Consider the following 16,495-nt stretch of genomic DNA (forward strand, 5'->3'; position numbering starts at 1 on the left):
CCCCAACTACTGCATTCAGGGTTGATCTTCTCATTGCCACTGCACTCGATTTAATTAATCCCGTGCATTTGAAAAACTGGTTTACTCACTGTTGCTACTGTGCCTCATAAAACTGCAATAGGCTGTAACAAGCTTTGCCAATTTTCCAGCTTTACAACTTGTCTATACACAAAAAAATTTAAAAAAAACAAAGATTTTAATGGTATTTTAGATACCTAGAACTAAATTTTTAATATTCAATAATGTTCTGTTATATAGTTACTGTTTTACTTTTCATTGGATAAATCTTTGACAAATTACATAAATAAATTTGCAGTATACATTTTTGAGCTTATTGTGAAATTTTTGATATTTTTTTGCTTTAGCATGAGAATTTATACTTTGCTTGGCTATTCTTAAAAAAAGTTGGAGATTGTCTTTAGTTCAAATGAATTCAATGCTTAAATTCAATAACTGTTTATCAATATTTTTTAATTAAGTAAAAGTTAGTGCCTAATTTAATTTTTTGGTTGCTTTTTTATTCTAATTATAAAGCTACATAAGTTTTAAGTATAAACAACAAAATATTATTAATTGTTAAAACATAGGAAAATAGTTTTTACAACTTATATATCTTTGACAATACATTGCTCTAAAACACATACATATATTGAGTTTTGTGTGATGGATAATAGTTTACTCGATGTCTAGATTGCTGATACATAATCATCTTGAATTAGGAGAATGTTTTTATGTTCGATTACTTGGTTGTTGGTGCAGGGTTTGCAGGTAGTGTTTTAGCTGAGCGGTTGGCAAATCAGTTGGACAAGAAAGTGCTGATTATTGATCGCCGCAATCATATTGGTGGCAATGCTTATGACCATTACAACAACGATGGAGTTCTAGTACATAAGTATGGTCCGCACATTTTTCATACGAACTCCAGCGATGTATTTGAGTATTTATCATTGTTTACTGAGTGGCGACATTATGAACACCGAGTACTTGCTAGTGTCGATGGTCAGCTTGTACCAATTCCTATTAACTTAAACACCATTAATAAACTCTACGGGTTAAACCTCAGTGCATTTCAGTTAGAAGAATTTTTAGCATCGGTGGCGGAACCACGAGACAAAATTTTGACCTCAGAAGATGTCGTAGTCAGTAAAGTGGGACGAGAATTGTATGAAAAGTTCTTCCGTAACTATACACGTAAACAATGGGGCATTGATCCGTCAGAACTCGATCGCTCTGTAACTGCCCGTGTTCCAACCCGAATAAACCGAGACGATCGCTATTTCACAGATACCTATCAAGCAATGCCACTTTATGGTTTTACGCGGATGTTTGAAAATATGCTCAACCATCCGAATATTAAAATCATGCTCAATACGGATTATCGTGAAATTCAAAAGGTCATTTCTTATAAAGAAATGATTTACACAGGTCCAGTAGATGAGTTTTTTGATTACAGGTTTGGTAAGTTGCCTTATCGCTCGCTAGCCTTTAAGCACGAAACTCACGAGCGACCAACCTTTCAGCCTGCACCCGTTGTCAATTATCCCAACGAACATCCATACACTCGCGTTACAGAGTTCAAATATTTAACGGGACAGGAACATGCAAAAACCAGCATTGTGTACGAGTTTCCTAAAGCAGAAGGCGATCCTTACTATCCCATTCCTTGTCCTGAAAATGCAGAAATATACAAAAAATACAAAGCACTGGTAGACGCAACTCCAGAAGTACATTTTGTAGGGCGACTGGCAACTTACAAGTACTACAACATGGATCAGGTTGTCGCGCAAGCCTTAACGATATTTAAACAAATTAGTAGCAAAGAGTTACTAGAAGTAGCGGTAAATCGTTGACAAGTCTTAGAAAAACTAGAATTTATCAACTTATTTTCATCGGTTCAAGAACCAAATTTAAATAAGCTAAAATCTATGAATACTATACTCCCTGCAGTTTCAATTATTACTCCTGCTTACAAGCGAATTGATTATTTAGCAGAAGCTATTGAAAGTGCTCTATCTCAAACTTTTTCAGATTTTGAACTCATTGTTTGTGATGACAGTGCTGAACCAAAAATAGAAGCCCTTTGTCATAGCTATGGAGATTCTCGAATTATTTATCGAGCAAATAAACAGCGATTAGGAATTGCCATGAATAATTTTGGTGGCTTTCAAGCTGCTCGATCTGACTTGATAGCAAAACTAGATGACGACGATCGCTGGACACCTCATTTTTTAGAAAAGTTGGTTCCAGTGATGCAATCTAATCCTCGCATTTGTCTTGCTTTCAGCGATCACTGGCTGATTGATTCTGAAGGAAGGCATATGATTGAAGCAACTGAAGAACAGACTACCAAATTTGGCAGACATCTTCTTACCCAAGGTTTAGTTAAACAGCCTAAACTTTTAATTTCTAATAAATCCATCCCTCTTGCATCATCAGCAGTTTTTCGTAAATCAGCCATTGATTGGTCAGCCTACTCTGACAAGGTAGGAGGTGCATACGATCTCTTTTTAAGCTTTTGTCTTATAAGTAGTGGCATGGACGTTTTTTATATACCAGAAAGACTAACTGAGTATCGGATTCACTCTGGAAGTGGAACTTCGACTCGGAAGATACAAAATTCTCTAGAAACTCTTTTCGTATCGGAAAAAATTTATACAAATCCCTGTTTTGAGGGGATTGCATTTGATTATAGAAATGTTTGTGTTTATAACAGTAAAAGAACTGGTAACGCTTACCTAAGAGAAGGAAAATTTCTAAGGGCTTTAGCTTACTACAGTAGAGCTTTAAAGTATTATTTTTGGGGTTAAAAATGTATGTTTTATTGATTGAGAATTAAGAAATTTTGAATATGGATAATTTTCTATTAGTTAGTATCGTTATTAATAATTACACTTACGATCGCTTTTTATCCCAAGCAATTGACAGTGCTTTAAATCAAACCTATTCTCCTATTGAGGTTATTGTTGTTGATGACGGCTCCACAGACAACTCTCGTAAGATTATTGCAGAGTACGGCGATCGCATCATTCCAATTTTGCAACCTAATGGAAAGCAAGCAGCTGCTTTTAATAGTGGATTTGCGAAAAGTCGAGGTGAGATCATTTTATTCCTTGACTCTGACGATTACCTACTCCCTCATGCAGTAGAACGCATTGTCGCTGTTTGGCAACCAAATATTGCTAAGGTGCATTACCGCTTATCAGTGGTAGATACTTCTGGTCAATCTCTCGGTTATTCCTCTCCTCAAGGCAGCCAACCGCTAGCAAATGGTGAAGTTTGGCGGACTTTACTGAAGTTTGGCGGATACGTCAGTACACCTACGAGTGGCAATGCACTCAATCGAAAGGCAATGGAGCCAATTTTTCCCATTCCTGATGAATATAAATTGACAGCCGACGATTACTTATCTATCTCGATCCCTTTTTATGGAGAAGTTGTTGCAATCGAAGAACCACTTGGTGCTTACCGAATTCATGATAGCAATCAATGGGCGCTGGCATCAGTGACGGGCGATCGCTTCCGTCGCTTTGTTCGGCACGATTTACAGAACTATGCTTTGCTAGTGCAGAAAGCCAATGCACTAGGCTACGCAGTACCCAAAGATTTGGAACAGAGATCGATCGGACGGCTGTGGTCTCGCATTATCTCTTTAAGACTAGATGCTGCAAACCATCCTGTTGCCTCTGATTGCACATTGTCACTGATTTATCAAGGAATCCGTTCTCTGTGGAAGTATTCTACCTTTAACTGGCAAAAGCGACTCATCTATAGCCTGTGGTTTCTCTGGGTTGGGTTGATGCCAATACCTTTAGCAAAACCAGCGATGACCTGGTTATATGCTCCTCAATTTCGACCAAGAGCAATTGACTGGACTGTTAAGAGAATTCGCGTTCTAGTAAGTGGTTAAAGAAGAAATGAAGGTCGATACACTACCAGAAGTTAAGCTTGTAGAGAATAAAAAAAGTCGAGATTTGCGTGTTTTATTTGTCAGTCATACTTACGTCGTTGGTGTTAATCAGGGCAAGTTAGCTGCGATCGCAGCAACAGATCGCGTTAAAGTTGGGTTACTTGTTCCCAGTAACTGGAAAGCTTTGGAGTGGAATCGCCTTATTCCAGTTGAGAACCCTTATTCCAGCATCCAACTTTATGAAGCATCAGTTCTATTTAGCGGTCGTGGAGGTGCTCACATCTATACTCCTTGGCTGCTCTGGCGAGTTTTGAACGATTTTCAGCCAGATATTGTCCAGGTTGAGGAAGAAGTCTTCTCTCTGCTTGCCTTTGAGTTTGCTATTTGGAGTAGGTTGACAGGTAAACCCTTGGTTGTATTTGGTTGGGAAAACCTAGAGCGATCGCTTTCTGCTTTGCGCCAGTGGACGTGTCGATTTGTACTCAATACTGCTCGCGCTTTAATTCCTGGTAATGAGGATGGGGCGAGACTCATGAGGCAGTGGGGCTATAACGGAGCGATCGCAGTTATGCCCCAAATGGGAGTGGATACTAAGTTCTTCTCACCTCAATTGTTGGATTGCAATCATGATGAGTTCAATATTGGATTTTTGGGGCGATTAGTACCTGAAAAGGGCATCGACATTCTGTTTGCCGCCGCACGTCAACTACAAGAGCAGGGACTCAAATTTAAAATTACCCTATGCGGGTCTGGAATTGCCGAAGCATCTCTCAAAGACAACGCAGAAACTCAACAAATTGCCGATGCGATCGCGTGGCGAGGAGCAATCCGACACGAACAGGCTCCCGCTGAGATTAGCAAATTCGATGTTTTAGTTTTGCCTTCGCGATCAACTTCTGATTGGAAAGAGCAGTTTGGTCACGTACTAATTGAGGCAATGGCAATGGGAGTTCCGGTGATAGGCTCCAGCTGCGGTGAAATTCCCAATGCGATCGGGCGATCGGATTTAGTTTTCCAAGAAGGTGATGCTTTTGGACTAGCAGCAATTTTGAAACGCATGATTTGTGACTCAGCTTGGCGACAGGAAGTAAAACAATACGGAATTAGCAGAGTGCAGCAACTCTATTCCCACGAGCAGATTGCACAAAGGTTACTGAATCTGTGGCAGACAGCGATCAATCAGAAGCAAGCGGAGGTAATCGAATGCGCATAGCGATCGCTCGCACAATGGCTGAGTTTAGCTTAGATATTTACACAGATAATCTCATTGCAGGACTGAGAAAAGCTCGTCCAGAATGGGAAATCCTGGAGTTAGTTCCCAAATCATTTGATCGTACTAGTTCTTCACTGTCTGTAAGAATTAAAAAATACTACGAACGGTTCTGGCGCTATCCCCAGTTTGTTCAACAGCAAGAGGCAGATCTTATTCATATAGTAGAACCCTGCGATGCCAACATTGTCTATTGGTTAAGAAAAACGAATCGACCAGTTGTCGTTACCTGCCACGATCTAGTCAACTTTTTTTACAAAGACAATTTACAAGGCTCTGTCCAATTACCAATTGTTAGCAGGCATGCTTGGCTGCATTCCGTCAATGGGATGCGTTACGCAGATGGGATTATTGCTGTTTCCTCCGCCACTGCAAAAGATACAACGCAGATCTTGAAGATCGATCCAACTCAAATTACAGTGATTCCCAATGCGGTAGAATCCATATTTCACCCCCTGCCAAAATCAGAAGTTACTGCTTTTCGTCAGCAACAAGGCATTGCACCGGAGACTTTATGTCTGCTGAATGTAGGAGCTAATCACCCCCGCAAGAATATTGACACAATTCTTCGGGCGATCGCAATTCTTAAAGACAAAAAACTGCCTATCTTGTTCTGCAAAGCCGGAGCAGACTTTACAGCACAGCAAAAGCAATTTATTCAGGCTTGCAAACTTGAATCGACAGTTCGATATATTGGAAAACCCGATAAATCAACTCTGGTACAGTTTTACAATGCTGCCGAGCTTTTGTTAGCCCCCTCGCTGCATGAAGGCTTTGGGATTACATTGCTGGAAGCAATGGCATGCGGTACGCCAGTTGTCACTTCTAATACTTCTGCTATGCCAGAAGTGGTTGGTAATGCTGGAGTATTAGTCAACCCTAAAAGTCCAGACGAAATCGTTGCCGCTATTATTCATTTATATTACGACCCGACACATTATCAAGAACTAGTCAAGCGCAGTTTGACGCGGGTTACAACCTTTACTTGGGAAAAAACAGCAGAGAAAGTGGCTGAAGTTTATACCCGCATATTAATAGAAAAATGACGATTTAACACTATTTTTTAAAACAGGAAATACCAAATGATATTAATGTTTATCAAGGATATGCTCAGGCAAATACTTCCTCCATTGATCGCTATTCGCCTGATTGCCACAACCAATTACAAATCGGGCGAACCAGAATTGAAAATACTCAAAGACCTTGTAGATCCTAATAAAAATAGTATTGATGTCGGTGCCAATAAAGGAGTTTATTCTTACTTTCTCTCGCAATTGTCCCAACACGTATTTGCTTACGAACCCAATCCAGAATTAGCAACATTTCTGATTAAAGCCATTGGCTCAAAGGTTAGTGTCTACCCGATTGCCTTATCAAATGAAGAAGGAACTGCAACTCTATCGGTTCCTATTGTAGATACATTCGAGTACGACCAGCTTGGTAGCTTGAAGCACCAGGATAATTCTGAAAGAATGAAGACGTTTACTGTTCCTCTCAAACGCTTAGATGACCAAGGACATACTAATGTCGGATTTGTCAAAATTGATGTTGAAGGACACGAGGAAGCAGCGATTGATGGAGCTATTGACCTGCTTACCAAACAACGTCCAACTCTCATGATTGAGATTGAACAAAAACATCATACTGATAAGGATATCACTGAAATATTCTCTAAAATTCTGGCTTTGGGATATGAGGGGTTCTTTTTACTAGATGGAACTCTCAAAAGCCTGAACGAGTTTTCTAAGGAAAAACATCAAAATATTAGAAATTACAACGGTCTTTCCTCGTTAGGAAAAACCTACGTTTGTAATTTCATTTTCAAACCCCAATCTGCCTAAACCGCAATCTACAAAATTTAATTGGTTTACTCTTTCTATAAACCTCATTATGAAAGTTTTGATATCAGCATATTCCTGCGAACCAGGTCAAGGATCTGAGCCTGGCGTTGGCTGGAATGTAGTACAAGAAATTGCAAAATACCACCAGGTTTGGGTATTGACTCGTCCTGATGAGAGCAAGGACATTATTGAGGCAGAACTGGCACGCAACCCTGTCCCAAGCCTGCATTTCGTCTACTTTACTTTACCCTTCTGGCAAGATAGCCGTCGTTGGGGACACTCTGGTGGAATGCAACTTCATTACTACCTGTGGCAAATCCAGGCATATTTTGTTGCTCGGCAGCTGCATCGAAAAATTGGTTTTGACCTGACTCATCATATCACATTTGTGAGGCACTCTAGTCCCAGCTTTCTTGCTCTACTTCCTGTTCCATTCGTCTGGGGACCAGTGGGAGGAGGCGAGTCTGCGCCAAAAGCTTATTGGCAAGACTTCAACTTAAATAACCGGCTATATGAAATCTTGCGTAGTGTATGGCGCTGGATTGGAGAGCAAGATCCGTTTACTCGACTGACTGCTTGTCGTAGTGCGATCGCCTTTGCTACCACCTCAGATACCGCTCAACGGATATGTACTATAGGAGCGCCCCAGGTCAAGATTTTATCTCAGTGCAACCTATCCGAGCGAGAAATTCTACAACTTGTACAACTGCCTTCACCTCATACCCAACCTGTGCGATTTATCAGCATTGCTCGATTATTGCATTGGAAAGGATTACACTTAGCGCTACGTGCCTTTGCTGAAGCGAAACTTTCACATGCCGAGTACTGGATTTTAGGAGAAGGATCAGAATGGAAACGGTTGCAAACTTTATCTGAGGATTTAGGAATTAAGCATCAGCTTAAGTTTTTGGGACATCTACCCAGAGAAGAAGCTTTGGTCAAGCTAGGTAGTAGCTCGGCTCTAGTTCATCCTAGTTTACATGATTCAGGAGGCTTGGTCTGTTTAGAGGCAATGGCAGCAGGTCGCCCTGTCATTTGTCTAGATTTAGGAGGACCCGCAGTTCAAGTGACTTCGGAAACAGGTTTTGTTGTTCCAGCAGACAACCCAAAGCAAAGTGTCTCTGGTATAGCCAGGGCAATGATTCAACTAGCTGAAGATGTAGACCTGCGCGTCAAAATGGGACAGGCAGGACAACAGCGAGTCAGAGAGTTGTTTAGTTGGGATGCTCAAGGGAAACTATTCACACAAATTTATCAAGATTTAAATTCATCCCATCGCATGGCTATAAATATATAAATTTCTGCCACGTATTGCAAATTTTTGAAGGAGTTACTTAATACTTAATGCATATTTTAATTGCCGCTTTACATAGACCTTCAAATCCTACAGGTATCTGTCGATATGCTGTGAATTTAGCTCAATGTCTGGCAGAGATAGAAGAGGTCAACCAAGTTACATTAGTTGTGGGTAACTGGCAAAAACATTACTTTGAAACAGCTTTTTATTTAAAATCACCTAAAATTATTTTAAGCATTGTTGATATTAAAAATAGCTCTCTTTCTAGAAATCTTTGGTTTTTATTTGGACTACCGAAGTTAGCAAAAGAACTCAATCCAGATATCATTCATTTATCATTTCCAATACCTTTTCTGCGATCGCGCTTTCTCTGTCCAGTTGTTGCTACTATTCACGACTTTTATCCTTACGAATATCCAGAAAATTTTGGCTATCGACAAGTTTTATTCAATCGTCTCTTTCTTAAGCAATGTATCTACCAAAGCGACGGTTTGACTTGTGTTTCTAAAACAACATTGGCAAGCTTCAAACGTTTTTTTCCTAGTATAAATTCAAAGAAAATAACCTCTATAATTTATAATTATGTCAATTTTGATGAAATTATTCCTCAACCTTTAGGAGAAATAGAAGATAATTTATACAGTCCATTTCTATTAACTATTGGTCAGCATCGCAAGAATAAAAACCTAGATTTATTAATTCAATCGTTTGCCTTATTGCTACAAGAAAATAAGTTAGAACTTTCTACTAAGCTTGTCATTGTAGGCAGTGCAGGTCCTGAAACAGATAACCTTTCGCGATTGATTGCTCGACTGTCCTTAGAAGAGCAAGTATTAATGGTATCAGCAATTAACGATAGTAAATTATGCTGGTTGTATCAAAATTGCCAATTATTTGTCATTCCTTCTTCCACAGAAGGCTTTTGCATTCCCTTAGCAGAAGCCTTATATCTTTCGTGCCGAGTAGTTTGTTCAGCCATTCCAATTTTTAAGGAGGTAGGTTCTGAGTCTTGCATCTATTTTGATTTGCAGGACAACCCAGTCGAAAACCTTTCCCAAGCCATCAGTCAGGCACTGGAGCAACCTTCTCCTAATCGAATCCGAGATGACCGATTTTCAAAGTCAAATGCAGCTTATAAATATCTGAAACTATATTCTAAAACGTGCCAATCTTCATGCAAACCAAATTGCAATGATAAATCAACCGACAACTATTTTAAGGAAGAAAAAAGCAAGATTTATTAAAAGTTCCACACTTGTTTTTATTGCCTTCTCGACAGCTTTCTACTCTCGTATCTTTTGTTCAATAGCGCGTGCTCCCTCAATTCTCAACTTTTTTCACTTCGCGACTATACCCTTTGCAATGGTAGTTGCAATGTCAGCGACTCGAACCAAAGATTACCGTCAACTTAATGCTGTTTGGTCGATTTTCTTTGCACTTCTGATTTTCCTAGGTGTAATGCTTGCCAGTGCAATTGTCAACCATGCTGGAATTCCTAATGTCATCGTTAACTTCCTAATCCTTGGGGAACCCTTCATGTTTCTCATAGCGATCGCTTGTATTGATTTTCATGCAGAAAGTCTTAATAAATTCAGGCGTTGGTTGATCGTCTCTGCATTAATCAATCTGTTATTAGCAATTATTCAAAAGTTCCTTTTAGTTGCAGGACATATAAGTGCAGCGCCATATGATGAAACAGATGGGGTACAGGGAGTTTTTTTTATATCGGGAGCCGGAGGCTACATCTCTGCTGCTGTCTCAGTTAGTGTTTCTATTTATTGCATTCTATATCTTAAAACAGTTCCGCTTTGGATACGTATCTTTGGACTAGTAGGGACAATTTATCAAATTCAAATTGCGGACACTAAACAGGTACTTCTCGTCAGCGGACTAGCTTGGGGCTTACTTGCCTTAAGTAAAGTTCAGGATTTGAGAAAGCTTCTAGTCTATGTAACTTGCATCGGATTAGCCATTGCAGCTTTCTGGTGGGCAACTCATAACATAGAATTATTTGAAGTTTACGTTCAATGGTTTAGCAGAGATGATATCAACAATAGTAATTCTGGTGGCGGACTTGATGTCAAAACAGAGGGTATCCGCAAAGTTCTTTCATACTACCATTCTCCTATCAATTGGTTGTTAGGACTGGGTCCAGGGCATACGCTTGGTCGGTTAGGAGGTTGGACAATTAGTGATATGTGGAGTATCTTATCTCGGCTCGGAGCTACTAAACATCCTTTATACGATGAAATGTGGAGCTTTATTAATAATAATTGGATTGCCTTATCAACCACCTTATATGTACCACTGTTTAGTTGGGCTGGAATCTGGGGCGATCAGGGATGGCTGGGAGTCGCTGCTTACTTGTATCTTGGTTTTTTAGTATGGAAGTATTTTTGTATTGATGACTATTGTAAATTTCTCACCCTTACCATTTTTGTGTATGGTTTCTTTCTAACGCAAGTTGAGGAACCTGGTTTTATGCTTTCTATGGTTACTCTCATTGGATTACGCTGGCACGAACATCGAATCCAGAAGGCAAAATTATTGTCATAATTTTTACCAACTTGCATACAGCTTAGCTGTATCTTCAAACTTACTTTTGTTTCATGTCAATCAAATTAGGTGCTGGACTTTTTACGGGAACAAGCTTATTGCTCAAAGGTTGTGGTGGAAATGAAGCATCACAAACAGGTAATGGTGGTAGACTCGTTGCAGCAACTTTTACAGGAAGTTGGAAAGAAGCACATCGTACAATTTTAGTACCCTACTTTGCCCAGAAAACTGGAACTACGACTAACTTAGTACCGCAATTAGCAATCGACCAAGTCGCACAACTTACTGCATCAGCTAATAGCCCTCCTTATGATGTGGCACTCTTAGATGCAGGACCATTTCGTAATGCGCCTGTTGAGGAAATTTTACAACCCTTTCCCGTTGACCTCAGTGAAAACTTTCAAGATTTGTTACCCCAGTATCAAACAAAAGCTGATGAGTGGGGACCTACTGAGCTGTTCAAGCGATCGGCATTGGTTATAATACGGCAAGAATTTCTACACCGCCTACATCATGGGAAGACTTGTGGAAACCGGAGTTTGCCGGTCGTCTTGGGCTTGTGAGTATGCAAAGTACGGTGGGAACTGCTTTTTTTGATCGAGAAGGGTACGATTGTCGCGGTTGCTGCGGATTTATCAATTCCTTCAGGCTGTACTGTCATTGATGCAAAGGGGTTATTGGTAACTTCTGGCTTGATTAATGGGCACTTTCATTCGCACGAGCATTTTCATAAAGGATGTTTTGACAATCTACCGCTTGAGTTGTGGATGCACTTTGTGCGTCCGCCAGTTGCATCGCCACCTCTGACACCAGAGCAGGTTTATCTGCGCACGATGATTGGCGCTATTGAAGCCATCTGTACAGGTACAACGTTTGTCGTGGATGATGTCAACCATGCTCCTCAGTTTTCTATGGAGTGTATTGATGCCGTTTTTCAAGCTTATGAAGATATTGGGTTATGGGCATTAGTTAGCGTTAGTCTTTACGATTTATCGTTTTACCGTGCAGTACCATTCTTTGATGAAGAAGTGCCAGTACACCTGCGCGAACAGTTGGATCGCCAAGGTTTACCCGATCGCGATCGCCTGTTAACTATTGCACAACATTTGGCTCAAACACGCCATCCCAATCAACATCGAGTCGGCTATATTGTTGCACCTTCTGCACCACAGCGTTGCAGTCGCTCTTTTCTAATTCAGCTTGGGGAATTGGCACAAGTATACGATTTACCCATAATGCTACATTTACTCGAAACACGCTTACAAGCAGTGACAGGACAATTGTTTTACCAGTGTTCGATGACTGAGTATTTAGCCGAGTTGGGTATTTTAAGCGATCGCATTGCCTTACAGCATTGTGTTTGGTTGACACCGCATGACATTAAACTGCTTGCTCAATCAGGCGCGAGTGTTGTTTATAATCCACTTTCCAATCTTAAACTTGGTAGTGGTAGAATGCCTGTTCGTGCTTTTCAAGAAGCAGGAGTTAACATTGCCCTTGCCAGTGATGGATATGGGTCAAGAGATAGTCTTAATATGCTTTCGGTAATGCAAGCTGCTGCTTTACTTAACAAGTCACCTGCAACGTTTCCAGAACAGTGGATATCTGCAGAAGAAGCCTTTCAGTTTGCCACAATTGGAGGTGCTAAAGCATTTGGCTTTGAGCAATTGGGAAAAATTGCTCCTGGTTACCAGGCTGATTTTGTTGGATACCGACTCAATAATCTATCGTTTGTACCGCTGAATCATCCTCTACGACAACTCGTTTACGCAGAAACCGGTGCTGTAGATTTAGTTGTTGTTGATGGTGTTGAAGTTATGCGCAATGGTAAATTAACTCAAGTCAACGAGCAAGCTTTGATCGAAGCAATCTGTAGAGTGCATCATCAAATATTACCTGCAATGCAAGAATCGGAAGCCACCGTACAGACTTTTTTGCCTTACTACCGTCAAATTTACGATCGCTGTTTGACACAACCCGTCGATTCTGCAATTCTGACTGATGATTTGTTCTAAAGCAACATCTGTCGGTAGTGTGCTTCGATTGATTTTAGCGTATGAAATTGGGGTAGATTAGTATGGCGAGTGCGATCGCATAACTCTTGATGCAACGCAGCTACATCTACTGTTTTCACGCTACCATCTTCAACAATCAGCTTGCCATTAATCCAGACTCGCTCTACAACATCAGTTGGTCTACCCAGCACTAATAATTGCAATGGGTCGTTAAATGACAATAAATAAGGATGTGCCAGGTTATACAAAAATATGCCAGCAATACTACCAAGGGAAATAGCTCCTAATTGTTCTAATCCTACACCACGAGCACCATTCTGTGCTGCCATTTGCAGTACTGTATGAGGAGACAACCAATGCTAATCATCTGGCTCAGTGACAGTGTGCAAAATAGTTCCAAGCTTCACTGCTTCTAAGAGATTTTGGGCATCATTACTAGCGGCTCCAAAAACAAATGGTAGATCTTGAACTAATGGTGCAATAAAAGCACGAATGCCGACTTGTTTATAGCCTTTCACTAAGGCTGCAATAGTTTCCAATTCTTGTCCTGGCACAATATAGGCATGATCAATTAGACAAGTACCTCCTGATAACAGTGTATTGACTGCTGTACTTAATGCCCCTAGATAAAACTGCTCCAGGTCAGTAGGAGTAGAATCAAAAACATCCGCTAGCCATAGTTCTAAAGGCAACTAGGGAATCAGTCCTCGTTGCCACACCTGAGAGGGGTGCGTGTGAGCATTAACAAATCCTGGTAAAAGTAACTTATTACGTCCATCAATATAGCTATCATCGGATACAGTAATTGAATCAGTCGTAGAATAAGTTCGTAAATGCGATCGCCCTTTAATTGAACAGAAGCCGAGGTTGTCGAGTCGTCATCAGGAATCAAGACATCGTGAATTAAGACAGACATGATTTTGTAATTCGTAATTGTTTGGACATATAGAGAGCTTCTAATGCTTGGCGAACGCGACAACTTGTTGATTATTGGCTATTGTCAGGTAATAAGTAACCGGTAATCTGTAACTGAGGACTAGATACTATTACCAATGACTATTTACCAGCCTTGATGCACTAACCGGATATTCATAGCTCAAAGAGAAATAGATGACACCAGCATTTCTAAGCGTTGCTCTACTTCACCATGCGCTTTGAGTAAAGCGGCTAGCTTGCGTCGCATTATAATACCTGGTTGATCTGAAGGCATATGCTGTTCGGCATTGATATCTAATGGTGTGTCATAATTTGTAGTTTCTAGCACGACTTTGTCCTCTTGCGTCACCTGCCGATCAAACGCGATAATAGCAGCAGCATTAGCATCTGCTTCGGTATCATTACGAATACAGAATTGCACAACCTGAGATATACGATCGCTGACAGGAGTTGCAGCAGTAAAGATGAGATGCATTAATCCATTAGGGCAAGTAATCTTCAAAGTGCGGCTGAAGGGCATATACCAAGTTGAAACCACATAACGCACTGTAACTTCATCCTCAATCTTGAGGTTTTTGCGCTGACTTGGTGGATTAACTACAGGAACCGTTGCTTGAACTTGTAAACCATACTCTAGAGAACTTATTTCAGATGAGGCTGGTTCAGGCTGTTGCTGATTGCCGAATGATTCTGCATGAACAAAGCTAAAGTGAGCATTGTCGAAGGAGTTCTCCATTAAACGCAGTCCACTGCATTGCCAAGGTTCATAAAATTGGGGAATTAGCCGCATCGTAGCATCTTCTGCTTCCGGAATATACGGGATAGGCAGCAGTGGTTCGTCATGCAAGCACACCCATACATAGCCATAGCGTTCAGCACAATTATACGACGGTACTTGGTAACTGGTGGGAACGCATTGCTTAGGTTTAAGTTGAGGAACCACAACACAAGTTCCTTGCCGATTAAATGACCAACCGTGGTAAGGACAGCGCACGCAGCCATTGATAATCTCTCCTTTCGACAGTTTTGCCGAACGATGGCAACATTGATCGGAAATAGCAGCAGGTTGCCCTTCTGCATCAAGCCAAAGAGCGATCGCTTGTCCTAACAACTGAAATGATTGCGGCTGGCTTGACAGTTGAACAATCGGCATTACAGGATACCAAAAGCGCTTGAGGACGGGTTGTTGCGTTACTAACATTAGCAAGTGACTCCTTAAGATTGCACAGCAGTTGAAGTGGATTGCGATCGCCGTTGTTCTACCTCGCCATACTCTCTTAACAATGCTGCTAAGCGATGGCGAATGATAATACCTGGCTTATCTGATGCCATATGCTGTTCTTCTGCTAAACAAAGAGGTGCGTCGTACTCGGTAGTTTCCAAAATGTCGCGATCTTCCTGTGTTACCTGACGGTCAAAAGCAATAATATCAGCAGCTTGAGCATCCGCTTCGGTATCATTACGAATACAAAATTGCACGAGTTGAGAAGTGCGATCGTCAATTGGAGTGTAGGCAGTAAAAATTAGGTGGTTCAGTCCGTTAGGATATTGAATTTTCAGGGTACGGGCAAACGGCATAAACCAGCGTCGTTCATTTGTGCGAATCGTTTTTTCAGTGGCAATGCCCAAGTTTTTCTTTTGTAGTTCGGGGTTTAGCACTTCTAGCCAATGCTTCATGACAAACCCTGTCTCAGTTTCTGTAATTTCATCAATTGGCGGCGGCACTGGATTGCCCTGATCGCCCCAAGAACTAGCATGAACAAAGTGTCCGTGGGCACTGTCAAAGGAGTTTTCAATCACCCGCAGTCCACTCACCTGCCAGGTTTCATAAAATTCGTGAATCATGCGGAAACTGGAATCATCAGCTTCAGGAATAGCGGGAATTGGGTGTAAAGGATCGCCCAAGCACACCCAAGCGTAGTCATAACGTTCCACACACTGAAAAGCAGCTACTTGATAACTAACAGGAATTGGTTGTGACTTAAATTGCGGTACATCAACACATTTACCTTCTTTGTTGTAAGCCCAACCATGATAAGGACAGCGAATACAACCGTTGGCGATCGCGCCCTTTGACAACTGTGCTGATCGGTGACAACATTTATCAGCAACAGCAACAGGCTGTTTTAATGAATCTAACCACAATACAATTTTTTGACCAAGCAGTTGAAAGGGGTAGGGATGTTCAGTAGAAAGTTGGGCGATCGGCACAACTGGATACCAGAAACGCCGCAAAATAGGCTGTTGAGTAACTAGCACAAGTTATTCTCCAAGTTGATACAAGTAAGAGAGCAAAGGAAGCAGAGGGACAGGGGAGAACTTTGATCTATAGCTCTCATCTGGAGACAAGATGAGGACAAGATTTAAGTTGTTAGTTTTCGCGTATCATTACACTTTCGTGCCAATTTTTGAGCAAAGCATTTGAGAACCAACTCAACAAGGTAAAAATGGCAATTCCTGAGAGGGTAATTAAAAGCAATGCGGCAAACATGCGTGGAATTTGCAAGTTATATCCTGACATCAGAATTTGGTAAGCCAACCCTGAATTAGTGCCTCCAGTTTCAGCAACAAACTCTGCTACAACTGCACCGATGAGTGCCAAACCACCACTAATACGTAACCCTGCTAGAAAGTAGGGCAAACGATGGAGAGTCATAGTGAGGGGTAATGCAA

18 protein-coding genes are annotated in these 16,495 nt (G+C 41.0%); 12 read left to right on the forward strand and 6 right to left on the reverse strand.

Annotated elements, in window-relative coordinates; genetic code table 11:
• The first annotated feature begins 731 nt into the window (after window positions 1-731).
• The 12 genes from glf to IQ230_RS13490 all read left to right on the forward strand — a co-directional run bounded on the left by glf (window position 732) and on the right by IQ230_RS13490 (window position 12,886).
• A complete protein-coding gene (glf, locus tag IQ230_RS13435) occupies window positions 732-1,850 on the forward strand; it encodes a UDP-galactopyranose mutase (RefSeq protein ID WP_193932484.1) in 1,119 nt (372 codons plus the stop codon).
• Between the two features lie 75 nt (window positions 1,851-1,925).
• Entirely contained in the window at window positions 1,926-2,807 is an 882-nt protein-coding gene (locus IQ230_RS13440) for a glycosyltransferase family 2 protein (protein WP_193932485.1), read from the forward strand.
• A 41-nt stretch (window positions 2,808-2,848) separates the two neighbouring features.
• Entirely contained in the window at window positions 2,849-3,907 is a 1,059-nt protein-coding gene (locus tag IQ230_RS13445; protein WP_193932486.1) for a glycosyltransferase, read from the forward strand.
• 7 nt (window positions 3,908-3,914) lie between these two features.
• Window positions 3,915-5,120 (forward strand): glycosyltransferase, encoded by a 1,206-nt coding sequence (locus IQ230_RS13450; RefSeq protein ID WP_193932487.1) that lies wholly within the window; start codon window positions 3,915-3,917, stop codon window positions 5,118-5,120.
• On the forward strand, window positions 5,069-6,223 hold the full coding sequence (locus IQ230_RS13455) for a glycosyltransferase family 4 protein (protein ID WP_322742408.1): 1,155 nt from the start codon (window positions 5,069-5,071) through the stop codon (window positions 6,221-6,223). Before IQ230_RS13450 ends, IQ230_RS13455 begins: the two co-directional genes overlap by 52 nt.
• A gap of 60 nt (window positions 6,224-6,283) precedes the next feature.
• Window positions 6,284-7,018, forward strand: a complete 735-nt coding sequence (locus tag IQ230_RS13460) for an FkbM family methyltransferase (protein WP_193932488.1) — start codon at window positions 6,284-6,286, stop codon at window positions 7,016-7,018.
• A 49-nt stretch (window positions 7,019-7,067) separates the two neighbouring features.
• Entirely contained in the window at window positions 7,068-8,315 is a 1,248-nt protein-coding gene (locus IQ230_RS13465) for a glycosyltransferase (protein ID WP_193932489.1), read from the forward strand.
• A gap of 47 nt (window positions 8,316-8,362) precedes the next feature.
• A complete protein-coding gene (locus IQ230_RS13470; RefSeq protein WP_193932490.1) occupies window positions 8,363-9,559 on the forward strand; it encodes a glycosyltransferase family 4 protein in 1,197 nt (398 codons plus the stop codon).
• Window positions 9,560-9,677: 118 nt separating this feature from the next.
• Window positions 9,678-10,871, forward strand: a complete 1,194-nt coding sequence (locus tag IQ230_RS13475) for a hypothetical protein (RefSeq protein ID WP_193932491.1) — start codon at window positions 9,678-9,680, stop codon at window positions 10,869-10,871.
• 53 nt (window positions 10,872-10,924) lie between these two features.
• Window positions 10,925-11,434, forward strand: coding sequence for a type 2 periplasmic-binding domain-containing protein (locus tag IQ230_RS27395; protein ID WP_193932492.1), 510 nt, complete (start codon window positions 10,925-10,927; stop codon window positions 11,432-11,434).
• A complete protein-coding gene (locus tag IQ230_RS27930; protein ID WP_407646656.1) occupies window positions 11,365-11,535 on the forward strand; it encodes a hypothetical protein in 171 nt (56 codons plus the stop codon). The genes IQ230_RS27395 and IQ230_RS27930 overlap by 70 nt, the downstream gene beginning before the upstream one ends.
• Entirely contained in the window at window positions 11,465-12,886 is a 1,422-nt protein-coding gene (locus IQ230_RS13490) for an amidohydrolase family protein (RefSeq protein ID WP_228054882.1), read from the forward strand. The genes IQ230_RS27930 and IQ230_RS13490 overlap by 71 nt, the downstream gene beginning before the upstream one ends.
• On the opposite strand, the gene IQ230_RS26660 is transcribed toward IQ230_RS13490, so the two are convergent.
• From IQ230_RS26660 to IQ230_RS13510, 6 genes are all read right to left on the reverse strand, one after another.
• On the reverse strand, window positions 12,883-13,215 hold the full coding sequence (locus IQ230_RS26660) for a hypothetical protein (RefSeq protein WP_265576215.1): 333 nt from the start codon (window positions 13,213-13,215) through the stop codon (window positions 12,883-12,885). The two genes, IQ230_RS13490 and IQ230_RS26660, sit on opposite strands and share 4 nt — an antisense overlap.
• A 30-nt stretch (window positions 13,216-13,245) precedes the next feature.
• The gene (locus IQ230_RS26665; protein ID WP_228054884.1) at window positions 13,246-13,578 is read right to left on the reverse strand and encodes an amidohydrolase family protein; all 333 of its coding nucleotides are present in this window, start codon (window positions 13,576-13,578) and stop codon (window positions 13,246-13,248) included.
• 8 nt (window positions 13,579-13,586) lie between these two features.
• Window positions 13,587-13,802, reverse strand: a complete 216-nt coding sequence (locus IQ230_RS26670) for a hypothetical protein (protein WP_228054885.1) — start codon at window positions 13,800-13,802, stop codon at window positions 13,587-13,589.
• 180 nt (window positions 13,803-13,982) lie between these two features.
• The gene (locus tag IQ230_RS13500; protein ID WP_193932493.1) at window positions 13,983-15,023 is read right to left on the reverse strand and encodes an aromatic ring-hydroxylating dioxygenase subunit alpha; all 1,041 of its coding nucleotides are present in this window, start codon (window positions 15,021-15,023) and stop codon (window positions 13,983-13,985) included.
• Window positions 15,024-15,037: 14 nt separating this feature from the next.
• Window positions 15,038-16,081 carry an aromatic ring-hydroxylating dioxygenase subunit alpha gene (locus IQ230_RS13505; protein ID WP_193932494.1) on the reverse strand — a complete coding sequence of 348 codons (1,044 nt, stop codon included), beginning with the start codon at window positions 16,079-16,081 and terminating at the stop codon, window positions 15,038-15,040.
• A 112-nt stretch (window positions 16,082-16,193) separates the two neighbouring features.
• Window positions 16,194-16,478 carry an ABC transporter permease gene (locus IQ230_RS13510; protein ID WP_228054887.1) on the reverse strand — a complete coding sequence of 95 codons (285 nt, stop codon included), beginning with the start codon at window positions 16,476-16,478 and terminating at the stop codon, window positions 16,194-16,196.
• Window positions 16,479-16,495 lie beyond the last annotated feature (17 nt).

The organism is Gloeocapsopsis crepidinum LEGE 06123, assembly GCF_015207655.1.
In the GTDB taxonomy this organism is placed as follows: domain Bacteria; phylum Cyanobacteriota; class Cyanobacteriia; order Cyanobacteriales; family Chroococcidiopsidaceae; genus Gloeocapsopsis; species Gloeocapsopsis crepidinum.

Bases quoted from the DNA above. Each gene is read 5' to 3' on its own strand.
- glf (WP_193932484.1), top strand. From the start codon at position 732: ATGTTCGATTACTTGGTTGTTGGTGCAGGGTTTGCAGGTAGTGTTTTA.
- IQ230_RS13440 (WP_193932485.1), top strand. From the start codon at position 1,926: ATGAATACTATACTCCCTGCAGTTTCAATTATTACTCCTGCTTACAAG.
- IQ230_RS13445 (WP_193932486.1), top strand. From the start codon at position 2,849: ATGGATAATTTTCTATTAGTTAGTATCGTTATTAATAATTACACTTAC.
- IQ230_RS13450 (WP_193932487.1), top strand. From the start codon at position 3,915: ATGAAGGTCGATACACTACCAGAAGTTAAGCTTGTAGAGAATAAAAAA.
- IQ230_RS13460 (WP_193932488.1), top strand. From the start codon at position 6,284: ATGCTCAGGCAAATACTTCCTCCATTGATCGCTATTCGCCTGATTGCC.
- IQ230_RS13465 (WP_193932489.1), top strand. From the start codon at position 7,068: ATGAAAGTTTTGATATCAGCATATTCCTGCGAACCAGGTCAAGGATCT.
- IQ230_RS13470 (WP_193932490.1), top strand. From the start codon at position 8,363: ATGCATATTTTAATTGCCGCTTTACATAGACCTTCAAATCCTACAGGT.
- IQ230_RS13475 (WP_193932491.1), top strand. From the start codon at position 9,678: ATGGTAGTTGCAATGTCAGCGACTCGAACCAAAGATTACCGTCAACTT.
- IQ230_RS27395 (WP_193932492.1), top strand. From the start codon at position 10,925: ATGTCAATCAAATTAGGTGCTGGACTTTTTACGGGAACAAGCTTATTG.
- IQ230_RS26660 (WP_265576215.1), bottom strand. From the start codon at position 13,215: ATGGCAGCACAGAATGGTGCTCGTGGTGTAGGATTAGAACAATTAGGA.
- IQ230_RS26670 (WP_228054885.1), bottom strand. From the start codon at position 13,802: ATGTCTGTCTTAATTCACGATGTCTTGATTCCTGATGACGACTCGACA.
- IQ230_RS13500 (WP_193932493.1), bottom strand. From the start codon at position 15,023: ATGTTAGTAACGCAACAACCCGTCCTCAAGCGCTTTTGGTATCCTGTA.
- IQ230_RS13510 (WP_228054887.1), bottom strand. From the start codon at position 16,478: ATGACTCTCCATCGTTTGCCCTACTTTCTAGCAGGGTTACGTATTAGT.